The sequence below is a fragment of the Paracoccus sp. MA genome (assembly GCF_020990385.1).
Classification (GTDB): domain Bacteria; phylum Pseudomonadota; class Alphaproteobacteria; order Rhodobacterales; family Rhodobacteraceae; genus Paracoccus.
Map to the genome: position 1 here is coordinate 620,050 of NZ_CP087597.1, position 17,490 is coordinate 637,539.

13 protein-coding genes are annotated in these 17,490 nt (G+C 68.4%); 8 read left to right on the forward strand and 5 right to left on the reverse strand.

Features of this window, described 5'->3' with window-relative positions:
* Positions 1 to 14: 14 nt before the first annotated feature.
* A complete protein-coding gene (locus tag LOS78_RS03190) occupies positions 15 to 635 on the reverse strand; it encodes a FadR/GntR family transcriptional regulator (RefSeq protein ID WP_230376884.1) in 621 nt (206 codons plus the stop codon).
* A 465-nt stretch (positions 636 to 1,100) separates the two neighbouring features.
* Between LOS78_RS03190 and LOS78_RS03195 the strand changes: the two genes are divergently transcribed.
* The gene (locus tag LOS78_RS03195) at positions 1,101 to 2,291 is read left to right on the forward strand and encodes a multidrug effflux MFS transporter (RefSeq protein WP_028714719.1); all 1,191 of its coding nucleotides are present in this window, start codon (positions 1,101 to 1,103) and stop codon (positions 2,289 to 2,291) included.
* Positions 2,292 to 2,295: 4 nt separating this feature from the next.
* Here LOS78_RS03195 and LOS78_RS03200 read toward each other — a convergent pair whose 3' ends face one another.
* From LOS78_RS03200 to LOS78_RS03210, 3 genes are all read right to left on the reverse strand, one after another.
* On the reverse strand, positions 2,296 to 3,276 hold the full coding sequence (locus tag LOS78_RS03200) for a siderophore-interacting protein (protein WP_230376885.1): 981 nt from the start codon (positions 3,274 to 3,276) through the stop codon (positions 2,296 to 2,298).
* Positions 3,277 to 3,350: 74 nt separating this feature from the next.
* Positions 3,351 to 4,412, reverse strand: coding sequence for a bifunctional DNA-binding transcriptional regulator/O6-methylguanine-DNA methyltransferase Ada (gene ada / locus LOS78_RS03205; protein WP_230376886.1), 1,062 nt, complete (start codon positions 4,410 to 4,412; stop codon positions 3,351 to 3,353).
* A 99-nt stretch (positions 4,413 to 4,511) separates the two neighbouring features.
* Positions 4,512 to 5,216, reverse strand: a complete 705-nt coding sequence (locus LOS78_RS03210) for a cyclic nucleotide-binding domain-containing protein (protein ID WP_230376887.1) — start codon at positions 5,214 to 5,216, stop codon at positions 4,512 to 4,514.
* Between the two features lie 299 nt (positions 5,217 to 5,515).
* Here LOS78_RS03210 and LOS78_RS03215 point away from each other — a divergent pair, with 299 nt between their 5' ends.
* The 7 genes from LOS78_RS03215 to LOS78_RS03245 are packed head-to-tail and all read left to right on the forward strand — an operon-like array spanning position 5,516 to position 16,196.
* Positions 5,516 to 8,206 (forward strand): MFS transporter, encoded by a 2,691-nt coding sequence (locus tag LOS78_RS03215; RefSeq protein WP_230376888.1) that lies wholly within the window; start codon positions 5,516 to 5,518, stop codon positions 8,204 to 8,206.
* A gap of 19 nt (positions 8,207 to 8,225) precedes the next feature.
* Positions 8,226 to 11,975 (forward strand): nitrate reductase subunit alpha, encoded by a 3,750-nt coding sequence (locus tag LOS78_RS03220; RefSeq protein ID WP_230376889.1) that lies wholly within the window; start codon positions 8,226 to 8,228, stop codon positions 11,973 to 11,975.
* Positions 11,972 to 13,489 (forward strand): nitrate reductase subunit beta, encoded by a 1,518-nt coding sequence (gene narH / locus LOS78_RS03225; protein ID WP_028714713.1) that lies wholly within the window; start codon positions 11,972 to 11,974, stop codon positions 13,487 to 13,489. Before LOS78_RS03220 ends, narH begins: the two co-directional genes overlap by 4 nt.
* Positions 13,486 to 14,175: a nitrate reductase molybdenum cofactor assembly chaperone gene (gene narJ / locus LOS78_RS03230; protein WP_028714712.1), complete on the forward strand. Its 690-nt coding sequence runs from the start codon at positions 13,486 to 13,488 to the stop codon at positions 14,173 to 14,175. The genes narH and narJ overlap by 4 nt, the downstream gene beginning before the upstream one ends.
* A gap of 13 nt (positions 14,176 to 14,188) precedes the next feature.
* Positions 14,189 to 14,875 carry a respiratory nitrate reductase subunit gamma gene (gene narI, locus LOS78_RS03235; protein WP_230376890.1) on the forward strand — a complete coding sequence of 229 codons (687 nt, stop codon included), beginning with the start codon at positions 14,189 to 14,191 and terminating at the stop codon, positions 14,873 to 14,875.
* A gap of 5 nt (positions 14,876 to 14,880) precedes the next feature.
* Complete coding sequence (locus LOS78_RS03240; protein ID WP_230376891.1) at positions 14,881 to 15,684, forward strand: peptidyl-prolyl cis-trans isomerase; 804 nt, start codon at positions 14,881 to 14,883, stop codon at positions 15,682 to 15,684.
* Entirely contained in the window at positions 15,684 to 16,196 is a 513-nt protein-coding gene (locus LOS78_RS03245; RefSeq protein WP_230376892.1) for a DUF2478 domain-containing protein, read from the forward strand. Before LOS78_RS03240 ends, LOS78_RS03245 begins: the two co-directional genes overlap by 1 nt.
* Positions 16,197 to 16,254: 58 nt before the next feature.
* Here LOS78_RS03245 and LOS78_RS03250 read toward each other — a convergent pair whose 3' ends face one another.
* Positions 16,255 to 17,469, reverse strand: coding sequence for an NnrS family protein (locus LOS78_RS03250; protein ID WP_230376893.1), 1,215 nt, complete (start codon positions 17,467 to 17,469; stop codon positions 16,255 to 16,257).
* Positions 17,470 to 17,490 lie beyond the last annotated feature (21 nt).

Sequence of the window (17,490 nt, forward strand, 5' to 3'; positions counted from 1 at the left end):
TGCCGGGCGGAAGATCACGCATTGGCGGGCTGCTGGCCGATGATCCAGGTCATCGCCTGCTCGACTTCGTGCAGGTGGTCGCGCATCGCGGTGCGGGCCTCGTCCTCGGAGCCGGCGGCGATCGCCTCGGCGATGCGGCGATGTTCGTGATTCGAGGTCACGCGCCGGTCCGCCATCAGGTTCACCAGCTCGGACTGGCGCATCAGCGCGTCGCGGGAATCGGTGACGATGCGGGCGAAAAGCCGGTTGCGGGCGGCCTGGGCGATCAGGCAGTGGAAATCCGAATCCAGCCGCACCCATTTCAGCGCGTCCTCCTGCCGTTCCATGCTGTCGCACAGCTGCAGAAGCCGGGCCATGTCGTCTTCGTTGCGGCGCAGGGCGGCCCAGCCGGCGGCGGGGATCTCGATGAAGGGCCGCGCCTCGATCAGTTCGCGCGCCGAGTAATTGCCATAGGCGAGTTCCGGCGCCTGCCGGTCCGAGATCACGAAACTGCCGCTGCCGCTGCGGCTGCGCGTCAGCCCCAGCGTCTGCAGCGAGCGCATCGCCTCGCGGATGATCGGCCGGCTGACGCCGTAATGCTCGGCCAGCTTCGCCTCGGAAGGCAGCCGGATGCCGACCGGCAAGCGGCCGGCCAATATTGCGCCTCGCAGATCCTCGAACACCGTCTCGGCGGCGTTTTTCCGACTGACCGGGCTCTTATGGGACAACCAATCAGCCACTTTGTTCATGGCGCCAATGTTGCATGTCAGGCGCACCTGTCAAGCCATGGCGACGGAGGCCGCAATTTTTACCAGTACAGGACGGCGGCGCCCAGCAGCCCCAGCAGACCAGCCACCTGCGCCATGAAGATAAGGTGATAGATCCTCATCCGCGTGCTCCGCGTTCAGAATCCGGGAAAAATCGTGTTTTCATCCTGCCGGGCGCTGCCGGGCTTGGGAAGCCCGAATCCGGGCATTCTGAACATTTATCAATTCCGGCCGGCGGGACGGGGTTGCGCCCGGCGCGGCGCTGTGGCAGGCAGGGCGCCTGCGGCGGCGAACGGTCCTTGGCGCGATTCTGCGTCCGCAATCCTCATATCTGATATATCCACGGGTTTTCCCATGCGCGATCCCCTGTTTCGCATGGCCCTGCTTCTGGGCCTGCTTTCCGCCGTCGGTCCCTTCGCGATCGACATGTATCTGCCGGCGCTGCCGCAAGTGGCCAGCGACCTGCACACCACCGAGGCCGGGGCGGCGCTGACGCTGACCTCGTATTTCATCGTCTTCGGCTTCGCCCAGATGATCTACGGCCCGATGGCCGATGCGGTCGGGCGCAAGAAGCCGCTGGTGATCGGCGTGTCGATCTTTCTGGTCGCCACCGTGGCGGCGAGCCTGGCACCGACCATCGGCTGGCTGATCGCCGCCCGCGCCCTGCAGGGCCTGGGTGCGGCGACGCTGATGGCGGTGCCGCGTGCGGTGATCCGCGACATGGCGACCGGACCCGCGGCGGCCAAGATGATGGCGGCGATCATGATCGTGATCTCGGTCTCGCCCATGCTGGCGCCGCTGACCGGATCGGCGGTGCTGGCCTTCGGCGGCTGGCGCGAGATCTTCGCCGTGCTGGCCGCGGCGGCGCTGCTGAGCCTGGGGCTGATCCTGTTCGCGCTGCCCGAGACCCTGCCGGCCGAGCGGCGCCGGCCCGTGCGCCTTGCGGCCATGGCGGCGGGGGCGCGGCGGCTGCTGGCCGACCGGCGCTTTCTGGGCCTGACCATGATCGGCGGCTTCGGCATGGCCAGCTTCTTCGTGTTCCTGGCCTCGGCGAGCTTCGTCTATACGCGGCAATACGGGCTTAGCCCGACCGGGTTCTCGCTGGCCTTCGCGGTGAATGCCATCGGCTTCTTCTCGGCCTCGCAATTCGCCGGCCGGCTGGCGGAACGCTTCGGGATGGAGCGGGTGATCTCTCTGGCGATCACCGGCTTTGCCGGGCTGTCGCTGGCCCTGTCGCTGGTGGTGCTGGCGGGCTTCGACGCGCTGCCCGTGGTGATCGCGGGGCTGTTCCTGGCCAATGCCTGCCTGGGGCTGGTGATGCCGACGGCCATGGTCATGTCGCTGGACCCGCATCCCGACATCGCCGGGCTCGCCTCGTCGCTGGGCGGCACGCTGCAGATGCTGACCGGAGGGCTGATGATCGCGGTGACCGGGCCCTTCCTGGACAATACCGCGGCGACCATGGTGCCGGCGATCACGCTTTGCGCGGCGCTGGCCTGGGGGGCGGCGGCGGCCTCGCTGCCGCGGCTGCGCATCCTGGCCTGAGGCGTCAGCCCCAATAGGCGGCGGCGGTGAATTCGCGCTTGGCCAGTCCGCGCGCGGCAAGCCGCCGCCGCGCCTCGCGCGCCTCATGCGCGGGGCCGGCGAACCAGACATGGCGGTTCTCCTGCGCCGCATCGAAGCCGGCGGCGTCCAGCGCCGCCAGCAGGTCGTCGCAGCGGCTGACGCGCGGGTCGCGGGCCAGTTCGGCCAGATCCTCGGGCGCGGCGCGCAGGAAGGCATGAACCTCGCCCCGCGCCTGTTCCAGCATCCGGGCGATGGCGGGCAGGGCGGTTTCGTCGCCAAAGAGCCACAGCCGGCCGGCCTCGGGGCAACCGCCGCCGCCGGGCCCGATCAGCCCGACCGGATCGCCGGGCCGGGCGCGATCCGCCCAGTCGCAGGTCGGGCTGGCCGCATGGCGGAAGATGTCGAAATCCACCCAGTCGTCCCGCTGCGCGGCCACGGTATAGACGGCGCGATGCGGCGCGTCCGGCCCCTCGGGCCAGACGGTGCGGCCGCTGGCGGCGATGCGCGGCCACAGCGGGATGCGTCCCTTCGGCGGCAGCAGCAGGCGGAAATGCAGCGAGCCCTGGCCGAAACGGGCGGCGTCCTCGCCGGCGACGCGGACGCGCAGGAAGCCGGGCGTGCGCGGGCTGACGCCGACCACCCGCATCAGCGACAGGCCGGGGGCCAGCGCCCCCGTCTCGACCCTGTCCCAGCCGATGGACAAGCCCAACTCGTCGAACAGCGTGGTGGCGGTGTCCTGCAGGTTGCCGATCAGTCGCTTTTCCGGCGCGCTGAGCTCGATCCTCGCCGTGTCGCCGTCGCGGATCAGCGCCATTTCGCAGCCCCACAGATGCAGCGTCAGGCTGTCGGCGGTCTCGATCGCCTCGATCTCCCATTCGGCGGCGCGAGCCTTCAGCGCGGCGGCGGCCGCGCCCGCGGCCGAGCCGAGCGTCCCGGTGCTGCGATAGGGTCTGATCAGGAACATGGCGCGTCCTTCCGCATGGCGCAGGTCGGGACGGATATATACCCAAGAAAAACTCTCGGCAATATGTCCCGGGGCTATGCCGCGCCCTCGCGGTCGAGCAGGGCGCGCTTGCGCGCCACGCCCCAGCGATAGCCCGACAGCGCGCCGTCGCTGCGCACCACCCGGTGGCAGGGGATGGCGACGGCGATGTCGTTCGCGGCGCAGGCTTGCGCCACGGCGCGGCTGGCCTGCGGCGCGCCGATGCGGCGGGCGATCTCGGCATAGCTGGCGGTGGCGCCGGGCGGGATCTGGCGCAGGGCCTGCCAGACCCGCTGCTGGAAGGCGGTGCCGCGGATGTCCAGCGGCAGGTCCAGCCCGATCCCGGGTGCTTCGACAAAGCCGACGACGCGGGCGACGAGGGTCTCGAATTCCGGGTCGCCGCCGATCAGCGTGGCGGCGGGGAAACGGTCCTGGAAGTCGCGCAGCAGCGCCTCGGGGTCGTCGCCAAGCGCGATGGCGCAGATGCCGCGCCGGCTTTGCGCGACCAGGATGGCGCCAAGCGCGCATTGCCCCAGCGCGAAGCGGATCTCGGCCCCCGCGCCGCCCTTGCGCCAGGCCGAGACCGTCATGCCCAGCATCCCGTCGGCGCCCTCATAGAAGCGGCTGTTCGAGCTGAAGCCCGCCTCGTAGATCGCGCCGGTGACGCTGGCGCTATCGGCCAGCCGGGCGCGCAGCCGGCCGGCGCGATGCGCGGCGGCATAGGCGCGCGGCGTCAGTCCGGTCGCGGCCTTGAACTGGCGGTGAAAATGGAACGGGCTGAGGCCCGCGGCCTCGGCCAGCGCCCCGAGGCTAGGCGGCGTGTCCGAGTCCTCGATCAGCCGGCAGGCCGCGGCGACCAGCGCCGCATTGGCCTCGGCCACCGAGGCGCCGCGGGGATTGCAGCGCCGGCAGGGACGAAAGCCCGCCGCTTCGGCCTGATCGGGCGAGGCATAGAGGGTTACGTTCTGCGGCTTGGCCCGCCGGGACGGGCAGGAGGGGCGGCAATAGACCCCGGTGGTGCGCACGGCATAGACGAAGGCGCCATCGGCCGCCGCGTCGCGCGCCAGCACCTGCTGCCAGCGCGGATCGCTTTCGGTGGGAATCGGGGCGTGATCCATGGCAGGAACCTTTCTGCTGCGTCATTCCTGCTATCATATCTAGGGCGCGGGCGGGACCGCCGCACTCCGCCGCTTGCGGCCGAATTCCGCCGTCGCGGGTCAGGGAATGTTCAGCGCCGTGTCCAGCAGGCTGTCGGGACGGACCAGATCCGTCAGCGCCCCCAGGTCGGTGATGGTGACGCGCATGCCGTCGATATGCACGCCATGCTCGCGCAGCGCCCGGAAGGCGCGCGAGAGGCTTTCCGGCGTCATCCCCAAATACGAGGCCAGCAGCCGCTTTTCCTGCGGCAGAACGAAACCCTGCGCGCCCCCGGCGGCCGAGAACCGCTGCAGCAGATAGGCCCCCAGCCTTTCGCGGGCGTTGCGCAGCTTGAGGTTCTTGGCATGGCGCACGAGGTTGCGATAGCCCTCGGACAGCTCTTGCACCGTGGCCAGCGCAAAGCCGGGATCGCGGGCGAAGGCCGCGCGCACGTCCACCGCCGGGATCAGCACGATGCGCGAGCGTTGCAGGGTGCGCGCCGACATCAGATAGGGCGCGTCGCGCATGCAGGCGGCCAGGATGAAGGTGGCGACCGGCTGGACCACGGCCATGGTGGTGTCGCGTCCCTGCCAGTGGGCATAAAGCTCGACCGCGCCTTCCAGCACCACATGCAGGAAATTCGCGCCCTCGCCCTGGCGGATCAGCTCGAGCTGCGCGGGAAAGACCTGGTCATAGGCCGCATGCAGCAGCGCGTCGAAGGCCGGGCTGGTCATGTCGCGGAACAGCGGCAGGTTGCGGATGTCGTTGCGGTCCTCTTCGCGCATGGGGCTGTCCTTGGGAGTGGCTGCGGAATCGCCTCCTGTCTGGCATTGATCTTGATTTTCGTCAATCAGAGAGCAGGCATTTGTCATATGGCCGCGACATGAAACCGCAGCCACGCCTGGATAATTTGCAGGGCGTCCCGGCACAAAAGCGAAATCCGGTCGGTTTTGCCGCTCCGCAGCGCAGAAGTTGACCCAGATCAAACCTGCCCCGCCGGCCGCGTGATGGGTGAGCCGCAGAACGGCGCGCGAAAGACCCAATCGGAGCATCCGCCATGTCGGACCCACGATCCCCGTCCCCGATGCAGCAGCAGAAGGCGCTGTGGCTCAGCACCACCGCCTTCACGCTGTGCTTCGCCGTCTGGACGATCTTCTCCATCATCGGCATCACCATCAAGGACGAGCTCGGCCTGACCGAGTTCGAATATGGCGTGCTGATCGCCACACCCATCCTGACCGGCTCGCTGATCCGGCTGATCCTCGGCGTCTGGACCGAGCGTTACGGCGGGCGGCTGGTGTTTTCGCTGCAGATGCTGTTCACCGGCCTTGCCACCTGGGCGCTGACCTGGGCCGAGAGCTATGCGGGCTTCCTGCTGGCCGCGCTTGGCGTCGGTCTGGCGGGCGGTTCCTTCATCATCGGCGTCGCCTATGTCTCGAAATGGTTCCCGGCCCAGCGGCAGGGGACGGCGCTCGGCATCTTCGGCATGGGCAATGTCGGCGCGGCGGTGACCAAGTTCATCGCCCCCTTCATCCTGGTGGCCTGGGGCTGGCAGGCCGTGGCGCAGATCTGGGCGGTGGGCATCGCGCTGATGGGCGTGGTCTTCCTGCTGGTCGCGCGCGACGACCCCGATTTCGAGGCGCGCCGTGCCGAGGGCATCGCCGCGCCCAGTTTGGCCGAGCAGTTCGCGCCGCTGAAAAGGCTGCAGGTCTGGCGCTTCGCGCTTTACTATTTCTTCGTCTTCGGCGGCTTCGTCGCCCTGGCGCTGTGGCTGCCGCATTACCTGACGCAGGTTTACGGCGTCGATCTGCGGGTCGCCGGCATGGCGGCGGCGGCCTTCAGCCTGTCGGCCAGCATCTTTCGCGCCTATGGCGGCATCCTGTCGGACCGCTTCGGCGCGCGCACGGTGATGTACTGGACCTTCGGCTTCAGCGCGCTGTTCCTGTTCATGCTGTCCTATCCGCCGACCGACTACACCATCCGCGGCATGGACGGGCCGATCTCGTTCTCGACCGAGATGGGGCTGTGGCCCTTCGTGGTCACGCTGTTTGCACTGGGCTTCTTCATGAGCCTGGGCAAGGCCGCGATCTTCAAGCACATCCCGGTCTATTACCCGAACCATGTCGGTGCGGTGGGCGGGCTGGTCGGCATGATCGGCGGCCTTGGCGGCTTCGTCCTGCCCATCGTCTTCGGCGCGCTGCTGGACCTGACCGGCATCTGGACCTCGTGCTTCGCCTTGCTCTTGCTGGTCGTGGTGGTGTCCATGGGCTGGATGCACCTCTCGATCCGCGCCATGGAGCGGCAGGCGCAGGGCCGGGCCCTGGACCGGCTGCCGAACTTTCCCGAACTGGCCGAGGTGCATGACCCCGAGCGCACGGTGATGCCGCGCGTGCTGGACGACTGGCGTCCCGAGGACCCGGCATTCTGGTCCGAAAAGGGCCGCCGGATCGCCAGGCGCAACCTGTGGATCTCGATTCCGGCGCTGCTGCTGGCCTTCGCGGTCTGGATGGTCTGGTCGGTTGTGGTGGCCAAGCTGCCGCAGATCGGCTTCGGCTTCAGCCAGGACCAGCTGTTCTGGCTGGCGGCGCTGCCGGCGCTGTCCGGGGCCACGCTGCGCATCTTCTACAGCTTCATGGTGCCGATCTTCGGCGGGCGGCTGTGGACGACGCTTTCCACCGCCTCGCTGCTGATCCCGGCCATGGGCATCGGCTATGCGGTGCAGGATCCGACGACGCCCTATCTGATCTTCGTCGCGCTGGCGCTGCTGTGCGGGCTCGGCGGGGCCAATTTCGCCTCGTCCATGGCCAATATCAGCTTCTTCTTCCCGAAATCGGAAAAGGGCAGCGCCATGGGGCTGAACGCCGGCCTCGGCAACCTGGGCGTCTCGGTGATGCAGTTTCTGGTGCCCATCGTCATCACCATGGGCGTCTTCGGTGCCATGGGCGGCGCCCCGCAAGAGCTTTCGGACGGCGGCCGGCTGTGGATGCAGAACGCCGGATTCGTCTGGGTGCCCTTCATCATCGCCTCGACCGTGGCGGCCTGGCTGGGCATGAACGACATCGCCGACGCCCGCGCCAGCTTCCGCGAGCAGGCGGTAATCTTCACCCGCAAGCACAACTGGGTGATGTGCCTGCTTTACATCGGCACCTTCGGCAGCTTCATCGGCTATTCGGCGGGCTTCCCGCTGCTGACCGGCCTGGCCTTCCCCGAGGTGAACGCGCTGCAATTCGTGTTCCTGGGGCCGCTGGTCGGCGCGCTCAGCCGGGCCGGCACCGGCTGGCTGGCGGACCGGGTCGGCGGCGGGCGGGTGACCTTCTGGGTCTTTGCCGGCATGATCGCCTCGGTCGCGCTGGTCATCCTGTCGCTGCAGGCGCTGTCCTTCGCCGGCTTCTTCGCGGGTTTCATGGCGCTGTTCTTCTTTACCGGGGTCGGCAATTCCTCGACCTTCCAGATGATCCCCGTCATCATGCGCAAGGAGATCGCCCGGCTGGAGCCGCAGCTGTCGCCCGAGGATCGCCGCCGCCAGTCGGACCGCGAATCCGCCGCGATCATCGCCTTCACCAGCGCGATCGGGGCCTATGGCGGCTTCTTCATCCCCAAGGCCTACGGCAGCTCGATCGCGCTGACCGGATCGGCGCTTGGCGCGCTCTGGGGCTTCCTGGGCTTCTATGTGCTCTGCCTTGCCGTGACCTGGGTCTTCTACACCCGGCCGGGCGGCCTTCTGCACGACATCGAACGCGGCCGCGCCCCCGCCGGCGCCGCCACCCCTGCCTGAGAATTCCAAGGAGACAGCCATGAGCCATCTGCTGGACCGCCTGAACTTCCTGAAACCCGCCCGCAAGGACGTGTTCGCGGAAGGGCATGGCCAGACCACGACCGAGAACCGCGACTGGGAGGACACCTATCGCTCGCGCTGGCGGCACGACAAGATCGTCCGCTCGACCCACGGGGTCAACTGCACCGGTTCCTGTTCGTGGAAGATCTACGTCAAGTCCGGGATCGTCACCTGGGAGACGCAGCAGACCGACTATCCCCGCACCCGGCCGGACCTGCCCAACCACGAGCCGCGCGGCTGCGCGCGCGGCGCCTCCTACAGCTGGTATCTCTATTCCGCGAACCGGGTGAAGACGCCGCTGATCCGCGGCCGGCTGATGCGGCTCTGGCGCGAGAAGCGCAAGACCATGACGCCCATCCAGGCCTGGACCGCGATCCAGACCGACCCGGCCGCGCGCGAAAGCTATACCCGCATCCGCGGCAAGGGCGGTTTCGTGCGCGCGACCTGGGACGAGGCGACCGAGATCGTCGCCGCCGCCAATGCCTATACCGCCCGGACCTACGGCCCCGACCGGGTCTTCGGCTTCTCGCCGATCCCGGCCATGTCGATGGTCTCCTATGCCGCCGGCACGCGCTACCTGTCGCTTCTGGGCGGGACCTGCATGTCCTTCTATGACTGGTATTGCGACCTGCCGCCTGCCTCGCCCCAGACCTGGGGCGAGCAGACCGACGTTCCCGAAAGCGCGGATTGGTACAACGCGGGCTACCTGCTGCTCTGGGGCTCGAACGTGCCGCAGACCCGCACGCCCGACGCGCATTTCTATACCGAGGCGCGCTATCGCGGCACCAAGTCGGCGGTGATCTGCCCCGACTATTCCGAGGCCGCGAAATTCGGCGACATCTGGCTGAACGCCAAGCAGGGCACCGACGCGGCGCTTGGCATGGCCTTCGGCCATGTCATCCTGCGCGAATTCCACCTGGACCGGCAGGCCGAGTATTTCGAGGATTACTGCCGCCGCTATTCCGACATGCCGATGCTGGTGCGGCTGGAGGAACGCGACGGCCGCCTCATCCCCGGCCGCCAGCTGCGCGCCAGCGATTTCGACGGCGCGCTGGGGCAGGCGAACAACCCGGAATGGAAGACGGTCGCCATCGACGAGACCACGGACCGCATCGTGGTCCCGAACGGTTCCGTGGGCTTCCGCTGGGGCGAGGAGGGGCGCTGGAACCTGGAGCAGAAGGCGGGCGGGGACGAGGTCCGGCTGAAGATGAGCCTGGTGCTCGACGAGGATCGCGACGATGTCGCCGGCGTCGATTTCCCCTATTTCGGCGGTGCCGCGACCAACGGCTTCGCGGTGGACGACCGCGGCGCGGTGCTGACCCGCAACGTTCCGGTCAAGCGCCTGACCCTCGCCAATGGCGAGGAGGCGCTGGTCGCCACGGTCTTCGACCTCATCTGCGCGAACTACGGCCTCGACCGCGGCCTGGGCGGCGGGAACGTCGCGCGCGACTATGACGCCGACGTGCCCTTCACCCCGGCCTGGGCCGAGCGCATCACCGGCGTGCGCCGCGACAAGATCATCCAGGTGGCGCGGGAATTCGCCGCCAATGCCGAAAAGACCAGCGGGCGGTCGATGGTCATCATCGGCGCGGCGATGAACCACTGGTTCCACATGGACATGAACTATCGCGCCGTCATCAACATGCTGGTGATGTGCGGCTGCGTCGGCCAGTCCGGCGGCGGCTGGGCGCATTACGTCGGCCAGGAAAAGCTGCGCCCGCAGACCGGCTGGACGGCGCTGGCCTTCGCGCTGGACTGGGCGCGGCCGCCGCGGCACATGAATTCGACCTCGGCCTTCTACGCCCATACCGACCAGTGGCGCTACGAGACGGTGAGCGCCAGGGAGATCCTCTCGCCCACCGCGCCGGCAGGCGACTGGGACCGGCTGAGCCTGATCGATTACAACATCCGGGCCGAGCGGATGGGCTGGCTGCCCTCGGCGCCACAGCTGCGCCAGAACCCGCTGGAGGTGGGCCGCGCCGCCAAGGCCGAGGGCATCGCGGTCAAGGATTACGTCGCCCGCGAGTTGAAATCCGGCCGGCTGGAAATGTCCTGCGAGGACCCGGACGCGCCCGAGAACTGGCCGCGGAACCTGTTCGTCTGGCGCTCGAACCTGCTGGGGTCCTCGGGCAAGGGGCACGAGTATTTCCTCAAGCACCTTCTGGGCACCGATCACGGCGTGCAGGGCAAGGACCTGGGCGAGGAAGGCGGCGTGAAGCCCGTCGAGGCCGCCTGGCACGACCGGGCGCCCGAGGGCAAGCTGGACCTGCTGGTCACCATCGACTTCCGCATGTCCACCACCGCGGTCTATGCCGACATCGTCCTGCCGACCGCCAGCTGGTACGAAAAGGACGACATGAACACCTCGGACATGCATCCGTTCATCCACCCGCTGCAGGCGGCGGTGGACCCGGCCTACGAATCGCGGACCGACTGGGAGATCTTCAAGTCCATCGCCCGCAAGTTCTCGGAGATCGCGCCCGAGGTGCTGGGGGTCGAGACGGACGTGGTGCAGCTGCCCCTGCAGCATGACAGCCCCGGCGAGATCGCCCAGCCCTTCGTGCAGGACTGGAAGCGGGGCGAATGCGAGCTGATCCCCGGCAAGACCGCGCCGGCCTATATCGAGGTGACGCGCGACTATCCGAACCTCTACCGGCGCTTCACCGCGCTGGGGCCGCTGATGGAGAAGCTGGGCAATGGCGGCAAGGGTATCAGCTGGGACACCAGGGACGAGGTGCATCACCTGCAGGCGCTCAACGGTCGGGTGACCGAAGAGGGCCCGACCAAGGGCATGGCGCGGATCGAGACGGCCATCGATGCCGCCGAAGTGGTGCTGATGCTGGCCCCCGAGACCAATGGCGAGGTGGCGGTCAAGGCCTGGCAGGCGCTTGGCCGCGCCACCGGGCTCGACCACAAGCACCTGGCCGAGGTCAAGGAGGACGAGAAGATCCGCTTCCGCGACATCGCCGCCCAGCCGAGGAAGATCATCTCCTCGCCCACCTGGTCGGGCATCGAAAGCGAGGAGGTCTGCTACAATGCCGGCTGGACCAACGTGCACGAGCTGATCCCGTGGCGCACCGTCACCGGCCGCCAGCAGCTTTATCAGGACCACGAATGGATGCGCGCCTTTGGCGAGGCCTTCGTCACCTGGCGCCCGCCGGTCGATCTGAAGACCATCGGCGCGGATGCCCGGAAATCGCTGGCCGCCGGCGAGAAGCACGTGGTGCTGAACTTCCTGACCCCGCACCAGAAATGGGGCATCCATTCCACCTATTCCGACAACCTGCTGATGCTGACGCTGAACCGGGGCGGCCCGGTGGTCTGGATCTCGGAGATCGACGCGCAGAAGGCCGGGCTGGTCGATAACGACTGGGTCGAGGTCTTCAACAGCAACGGCGTGATCGCCGCCCGCGCGGTGGTCAGCCAGCGCATGAAGGAAGGCAGCATGTTCATGTATCACGCGCAGGAAAAGATCGTGAACACGCCCGGCAGCCAGATCACCGGCAAGCGCGGCGGCATCCACAACTCGGTCACCCGCATCGTGCTGAAGCCGACCCATATGATCGGCGGCTATGCGCAGCTGGCCTATGGCTTCAACTATTACGGCACGGTGGGGGCCAACCGGGACGAATTCGTCATCGTCCGCAAGATGAACAAGGTCGACTGGCTCGATCAGCCCGCAACCCAAGCGACGGAGGCAGCGGAATGAAAGTGCGTGCGCAAATCGGCATGGTGCTGAACCTGGACAAGTGTATCGGCTGCCATACCTGCTCGGTGACCTGCAAGAACGTCTGGACCTCGCGCGAGGGCGTCGAATACGCTTGGTTCAACAATGTCGAGACCAAGCCCGGCATCGGCTATCCCAAGGATTGGGAGAACCAGAGGCGCTGGAACGGCGGCTGGGTGCGGACGAAATCCGGCCATCTGCAACCCAGGCAGGGCGGCAAGTGGCGGATCCTGGCGAATATCTTCGCCAATCCCGACCTGCCCGAGATCGACGATTTCTACGAGCCCTTCGATTTCGACTACGATCACCTGAAATCCGCGCCCGAGATGCAGGCCTTCCCGACCGCCCGGCCGCGTTCGAAGATCAGCGGCCAGCGGATGGAGAAGATCGAATGGGGCCCGAACTGGGAGGAAATCCTGGGCGGCGAGTTCGAGAAACGCAGCAAGGACTATAATTTCGAGGGCGTGCAGAAGGACATCTACGGGGAATATGAAAACACCTTCATGATGTATCTGCCGAGGCTGTGCGAGCATTGCCTCAATCCGGCCTGCGTCGCCTCCTGCCCCTCGGGCGCGATCTACAAGCGCGAGGAGGACGGCGTGGTGCTGATCGACCAGGACAAGTGCCGGGGCTGGCGGATGTGCGTCTCGGGCTGCCCCTACAAGAAGATCTATTACAACTGGTCCACCGGGAAGTCGGAAAAATGCATCCTGTGCTATCCGCGCCTTGAATCGGGCCAGCCCACGGTCTGTTCGGAAACCTGCGTCGGCCGCATCCGCTATCTGGGCGTGATGCTTTACGATGCCGACAAGATCGCCGAGGCGGCCGCATCCGAAAGCGAGATGGACCTTTACGACGCGCAGCTCGGCGTCTTCCTGGACCCCAATGACCCCGAGGTGATCGCTGCCGCCCGCGCCGAGGGCGTGCCCGAGGACTGGATCAGGGGCGCGCAGAAATCGCCGATCTGGAAGATGGCGATGGAGTGGAAGATCGCCTTCCCCCTGCATCCCGAATACCGCACCCTGCCGATGGTCTGGTATGTGCCGCCGCTGTCGCCGATCCAGAACGCCGCCGAGGCGGGCAAGATCGCCGCGCAGGACGACATGCCCGACGTGCGCAGCCTGCGCATCCCGCTGCGCTACCTGGCGAACATGCTGACCGCGGGCGACGAGGCGCCGGTGGCGGCGGCGCTGGAGCGGATGCTGGCCATGCGCAGCTACATGCGCTCGAAGACCATCGACGGTGTGGTGAATCTGGGCGTCGCCAAGCGCGTCGGCCTGACCCCGCAGCAGATCGACGAGATGTATCACCTGCTCGCCATCGCCAATTACGAGGACCGCTTCGTCATCCCGACCACGCATCGCGAGATCGTCGAGGACGCCTATGACCTGCGCGGCGGCTGCGGCTTTACCGACGGGCATGGCTGCTCGTCCGGCAACAGCCCCTCGCTTTTCGGCGGCAAGAAGTTCCGCAGCCCGCAGGAGTTCATCGCATGAAAAGCTTCAAGGCCCTTTCGGCGCTGCTTTCCTATCCCGGCGAGGAGCTGATCGCCGCGCTGCCCGAAATCGACGCCGTGCTGCATGCCGAGGGGCTGCTTGGCCCCAAGCGCATGGAAGAACTCGGCCAGCTGCTGCAGGAACTGCGGCAGGGCGACCTCTACGACCTGCAGGAACGCTATGTGCTGCTCTTCGACCGCTCGCGCAGCCTGTCGCTGAACCTGTTCGAGCATGTGCACGGCGAAGGCCGCGACCGCGGCGGCGCCATGGTGGACCTGCTCGAGACCTATCGCGCCGGCGGCTTCGATCTGGCGGGGTCGGAGCTGCCCGACCATCTGCCGGTGCTGCTGGAATACCTGTCGACCCGGCCCTTGCCCGAGGCCGAGGCGCTTCTGGCCGATGCCGCGCCCATCCTCGTCGCGCTGGCCGAGCGTCTGACCCGGCGCGAGACGGCCTATGCCGCCGTGCTTGCCGCGCTGGTCGCGCTGGTGGTGACCGAGCCCGCCGAACTGCCCGAGGACCTGGCCGCCGTCCCCGACGACGACCCCGAGGATCTGGCGGCGCTCGATGCCGTCTGGGAGGAGGCGCAGGTCACTTTCGGCCCCGATCCCAATGCCGGCTGCCCGGTCAGCCGCGACATCCTGGCCCGCATGGACGCCCCGCGCGTCCCCAACCCGGCGCAATGAGCAGGAGGCGCAGATGAACAACTTCCTTTTCGGCATCTACCCCTATATCGCCATCACGGTGATGATCCTCGGCTCGATCATCCGCTACGATCAGGACCCGTTCAGCTGGAAGTCGAAATCCAGCCAGATCCTGCGGCGGCGGCAATTCGTCATCGGCTCGGTCCTGTTCCATGTCGGCGTGCTGGTGATCTTCTTCGGCCATCTGGTCGGGCTTCTGACCCCGATCGCGGTCTTCGACGCCATCGGCATCAGCCATGGCGCCAAGCAGGTGCTGGCCATGACCGCAGGCGGCATCGCCGGGGTCATGGCGCTGGTCGGCGGCGGGATGCTGCTGCATCGCCGGCTTTACGATCCGCGGGTGCGCGCCCATACCACCCTGGCCGATACCGGCATCCTGGTGCTGCTGGTCGCGCAGCTGGTGCTGGGGCTCATGACCATCCTGGTCTCGATGCAGCATCTGGACGGGCATGAAATGACGCTGCTGATGTCCTGGGCGCAGGGCATCGCCTATTTCCGCGCCGGGGCGGCCGAGCATCTGGCCAATGTGCATTGGCTCTTCAAGCTGCATATCCTGCTGGGCCTGACCATCTTCCTGCTGTTCCCCTTCACCCGGCTGGTGCACATGATCTCGGCCCCGCTGCGCTATCTGTGGCGGCCGGGCTATCAGATCGTGCGCTCCAGGCGTCATCCGGCGGAGTGACGGCGATGCAGATGAAACCGCTCTTGCCGCCGGTCGTCGTGAACGGCGTGACCATCGACCCCGGCCGCATTGCGGCCGAGGCGCAGAACCATCCCGCGCCCAAGGGCAAGCCCGGCCATGCCTGGCGGGCCGCCGCGCGGGCGCTGGCGGTGCGCGAGCTTCTGTTGCAAGAGGCGCGCGCCCGGGGCATCGCCGCCGAGCCGGCCGAGCTTGCCCCCGGCCAGTGGGAGACCGAGGAGGAGGCGGCGATCCGCGCCCTGCTGGACCGGGCCATCCGTCCCGAGCCCGCAGACGAGGCGGCGCTGGCCGCGCATTACGCCGCCCATCCCGAACAGTTCCGCGCGCCCTCGCTCTACGAGGCGGCGCATATCCTGTTCGCCGCCGCGCCGGACGACGCCCCGGCGCGTGCCGAGGCGCGCGCCCGGGCCGAGGCGGTGCTGGCCGAGCTGAGCGCCGCGCCGCGCCGCTTTGCCGAACTGGCCGCGCATCACAGCGCCTGTTCGTCGAAGACCGCCGGCGGGATGCTGGGGCAGCTGAGCTCGGGCGATACCGTGCCCGAGTTCGATGCCGTGCTGGCCGGCATGGAGGAGGGGACGCTGGCGCTGGCCGAGACGCGCTACGGCCTGCATGTCATCCGCCTCGACGCCCGGGCGCGGGGCGAGGTGCTGCCTTTCGCAGCCGTGCTGCCGCAGCTGCGCCAGGCGCATGACAAGGCGGCCTGGCTGCGCGCCAGCCGCGCCTATGTGGACCGGCTGGTCGCGGGGGCCAGGATCTCCGGCGTCTCCTTCTGGCGCGATGGGGGCATCTGATGCGGCTGGCCTATGTCAGCCTGCCCGGGCGCGGCGCCAACGACCGCTTCCTCGCCGCCATCGCCGGACGGGCGCAGGCGGCGGGGCTGCGGCTGGCCGGGACGGTGCAGACCAACCCGCGGCGCGAGGGGCGCATCAAATGCGACATGGACCTGCGGGTGCTGCCCGACGGCCCGGTGCTGCGCATCAGCGAGGATCGCGGCGACGGTGCGCGCGGCTGCCGGCTGGATGCGGGGGTCCTTGAGGCGGCGGTGCTGGGCGTCGCCGCGGCGCTGCCCGGTGCCGACCTGCTGCTGGTCAACAAGTTCGGCAAGCAGGAATCCGAGGGGCGCGGCTTTGCGCCGCTGATCGCCGAGGCGCTGTCGCGCGGCATCCCGGTCCTGGCCGGGGTGAACGGGCTGAACCTGCCGGCCTTCCGGGCCTTCGCCGACGGGATTGCCACGCCGCTTCCCGCCGATGAGGCGATGGTGCTGGACTGGTGCCGGGCGGCCTGCGCGCCGCATCCCGCCTGAGGCAAGACCCCCATGGCGAAAAGGCCCGGTCCTCGGACCGGGCCTTTTGGCTTTCTCGTCAGGCGGTGCGGCCCGGCCCCGAGACCGGCTTCCTGGCGATCTTCGGCCCCGCCAGCACCGGCAGGTAAAGCAGGGCGAAGCCGCCGAAGGCCAGCAGCCACAGCGTGCCCGACAGATGCAGCAGCCAGACCTGCACCGGAAGCAGTCCGGCCAGCAGCCGCAGCGCCACCGAACCGAGAAGCGCCAGATAAAGCGCCGTGGTGCCGCGCCCGGCATGCAGGGCCCGGCCGCTATGGCCAAGGCTCGCACGGCTCATCACCGCCAAGGTCATCAGCCCGATGGTGCCGGCCAGCCAGACATGCCGCGCCGGCGCCGCCGCGAGCAGCCCGAAACCCGCCGCCGCCTCGGCCCAGAAGCCGAGCGCCAGCAGGGCATAGGCCAGGTGCAGCACCCAGAGCAGCGGCTCGGCCCCGGTCTGCGCGCCCTGCCAGCGCGCCAGCCGCCACAGATGCGCCGCGCCGCAGGCCAGCATCAGCCAGGGCATGGCGGAAGCGTCGGGCGCGGCGACGAAGCCGGCCAGCGTCAGCGCCGTCAGGCCCAGCACCGCACCGTCGCCGCGACCAAAGGCGGCCGGCAGGCGCCCGGCGCCGCGCGCCGCCAGCCAGTTGCGGGTGAAGCTGGGGATGATCCGTCCGCCGATCAGCGCGATCAGGATCAGCGCCGCGGCCAGTCCAAGGCGCATGCCCAGGCCCTCGAAGGCCGCGCCGCCGCGGGCGGCCTCAAGATGAAACAGCGCGTTGCCGGCGGTGAACAGGCCCAGCAGCGCCAGCACCGGCAGGTTGCGCCAGTTCCGGCCGCGCAGGACCTCGCGCGCAAGAAAGGCCAGCAATGCCAGCCCCAGCGCCAGATCGGCCAGCATCACCAGCCGCCAGTCGATCAGCCCCGAGGCCGCGACCGCGACCCGGCCCAGAAGCCACAGCCCGACCAGCCCGGCCAGGGGCGTGCCCATCACCGGCAGCCGCCCGGTCCAGTTCGGTACCGCCGTCAGCAGGAAGCCGGCGATGACCCCGGCCAGGTAGCCGTAAAGGAATTCATGGGCGTGCCAGCTGAACGGGTCGAAGGCCAGCGGCAGGATCTCGGCCCCGCCGAGCATGGCGACCCAGATCGCCATGGCCAGCGCCGCCCAAAGCGCCGAGAGCAGGAAGAACGGCCGGAAACCGTAGCTGAACAGCACCGGGCCGCGATAATTGCGCATGCGTTCCGAGGTGGACATCGCGCGTCTCCGTCAGACATG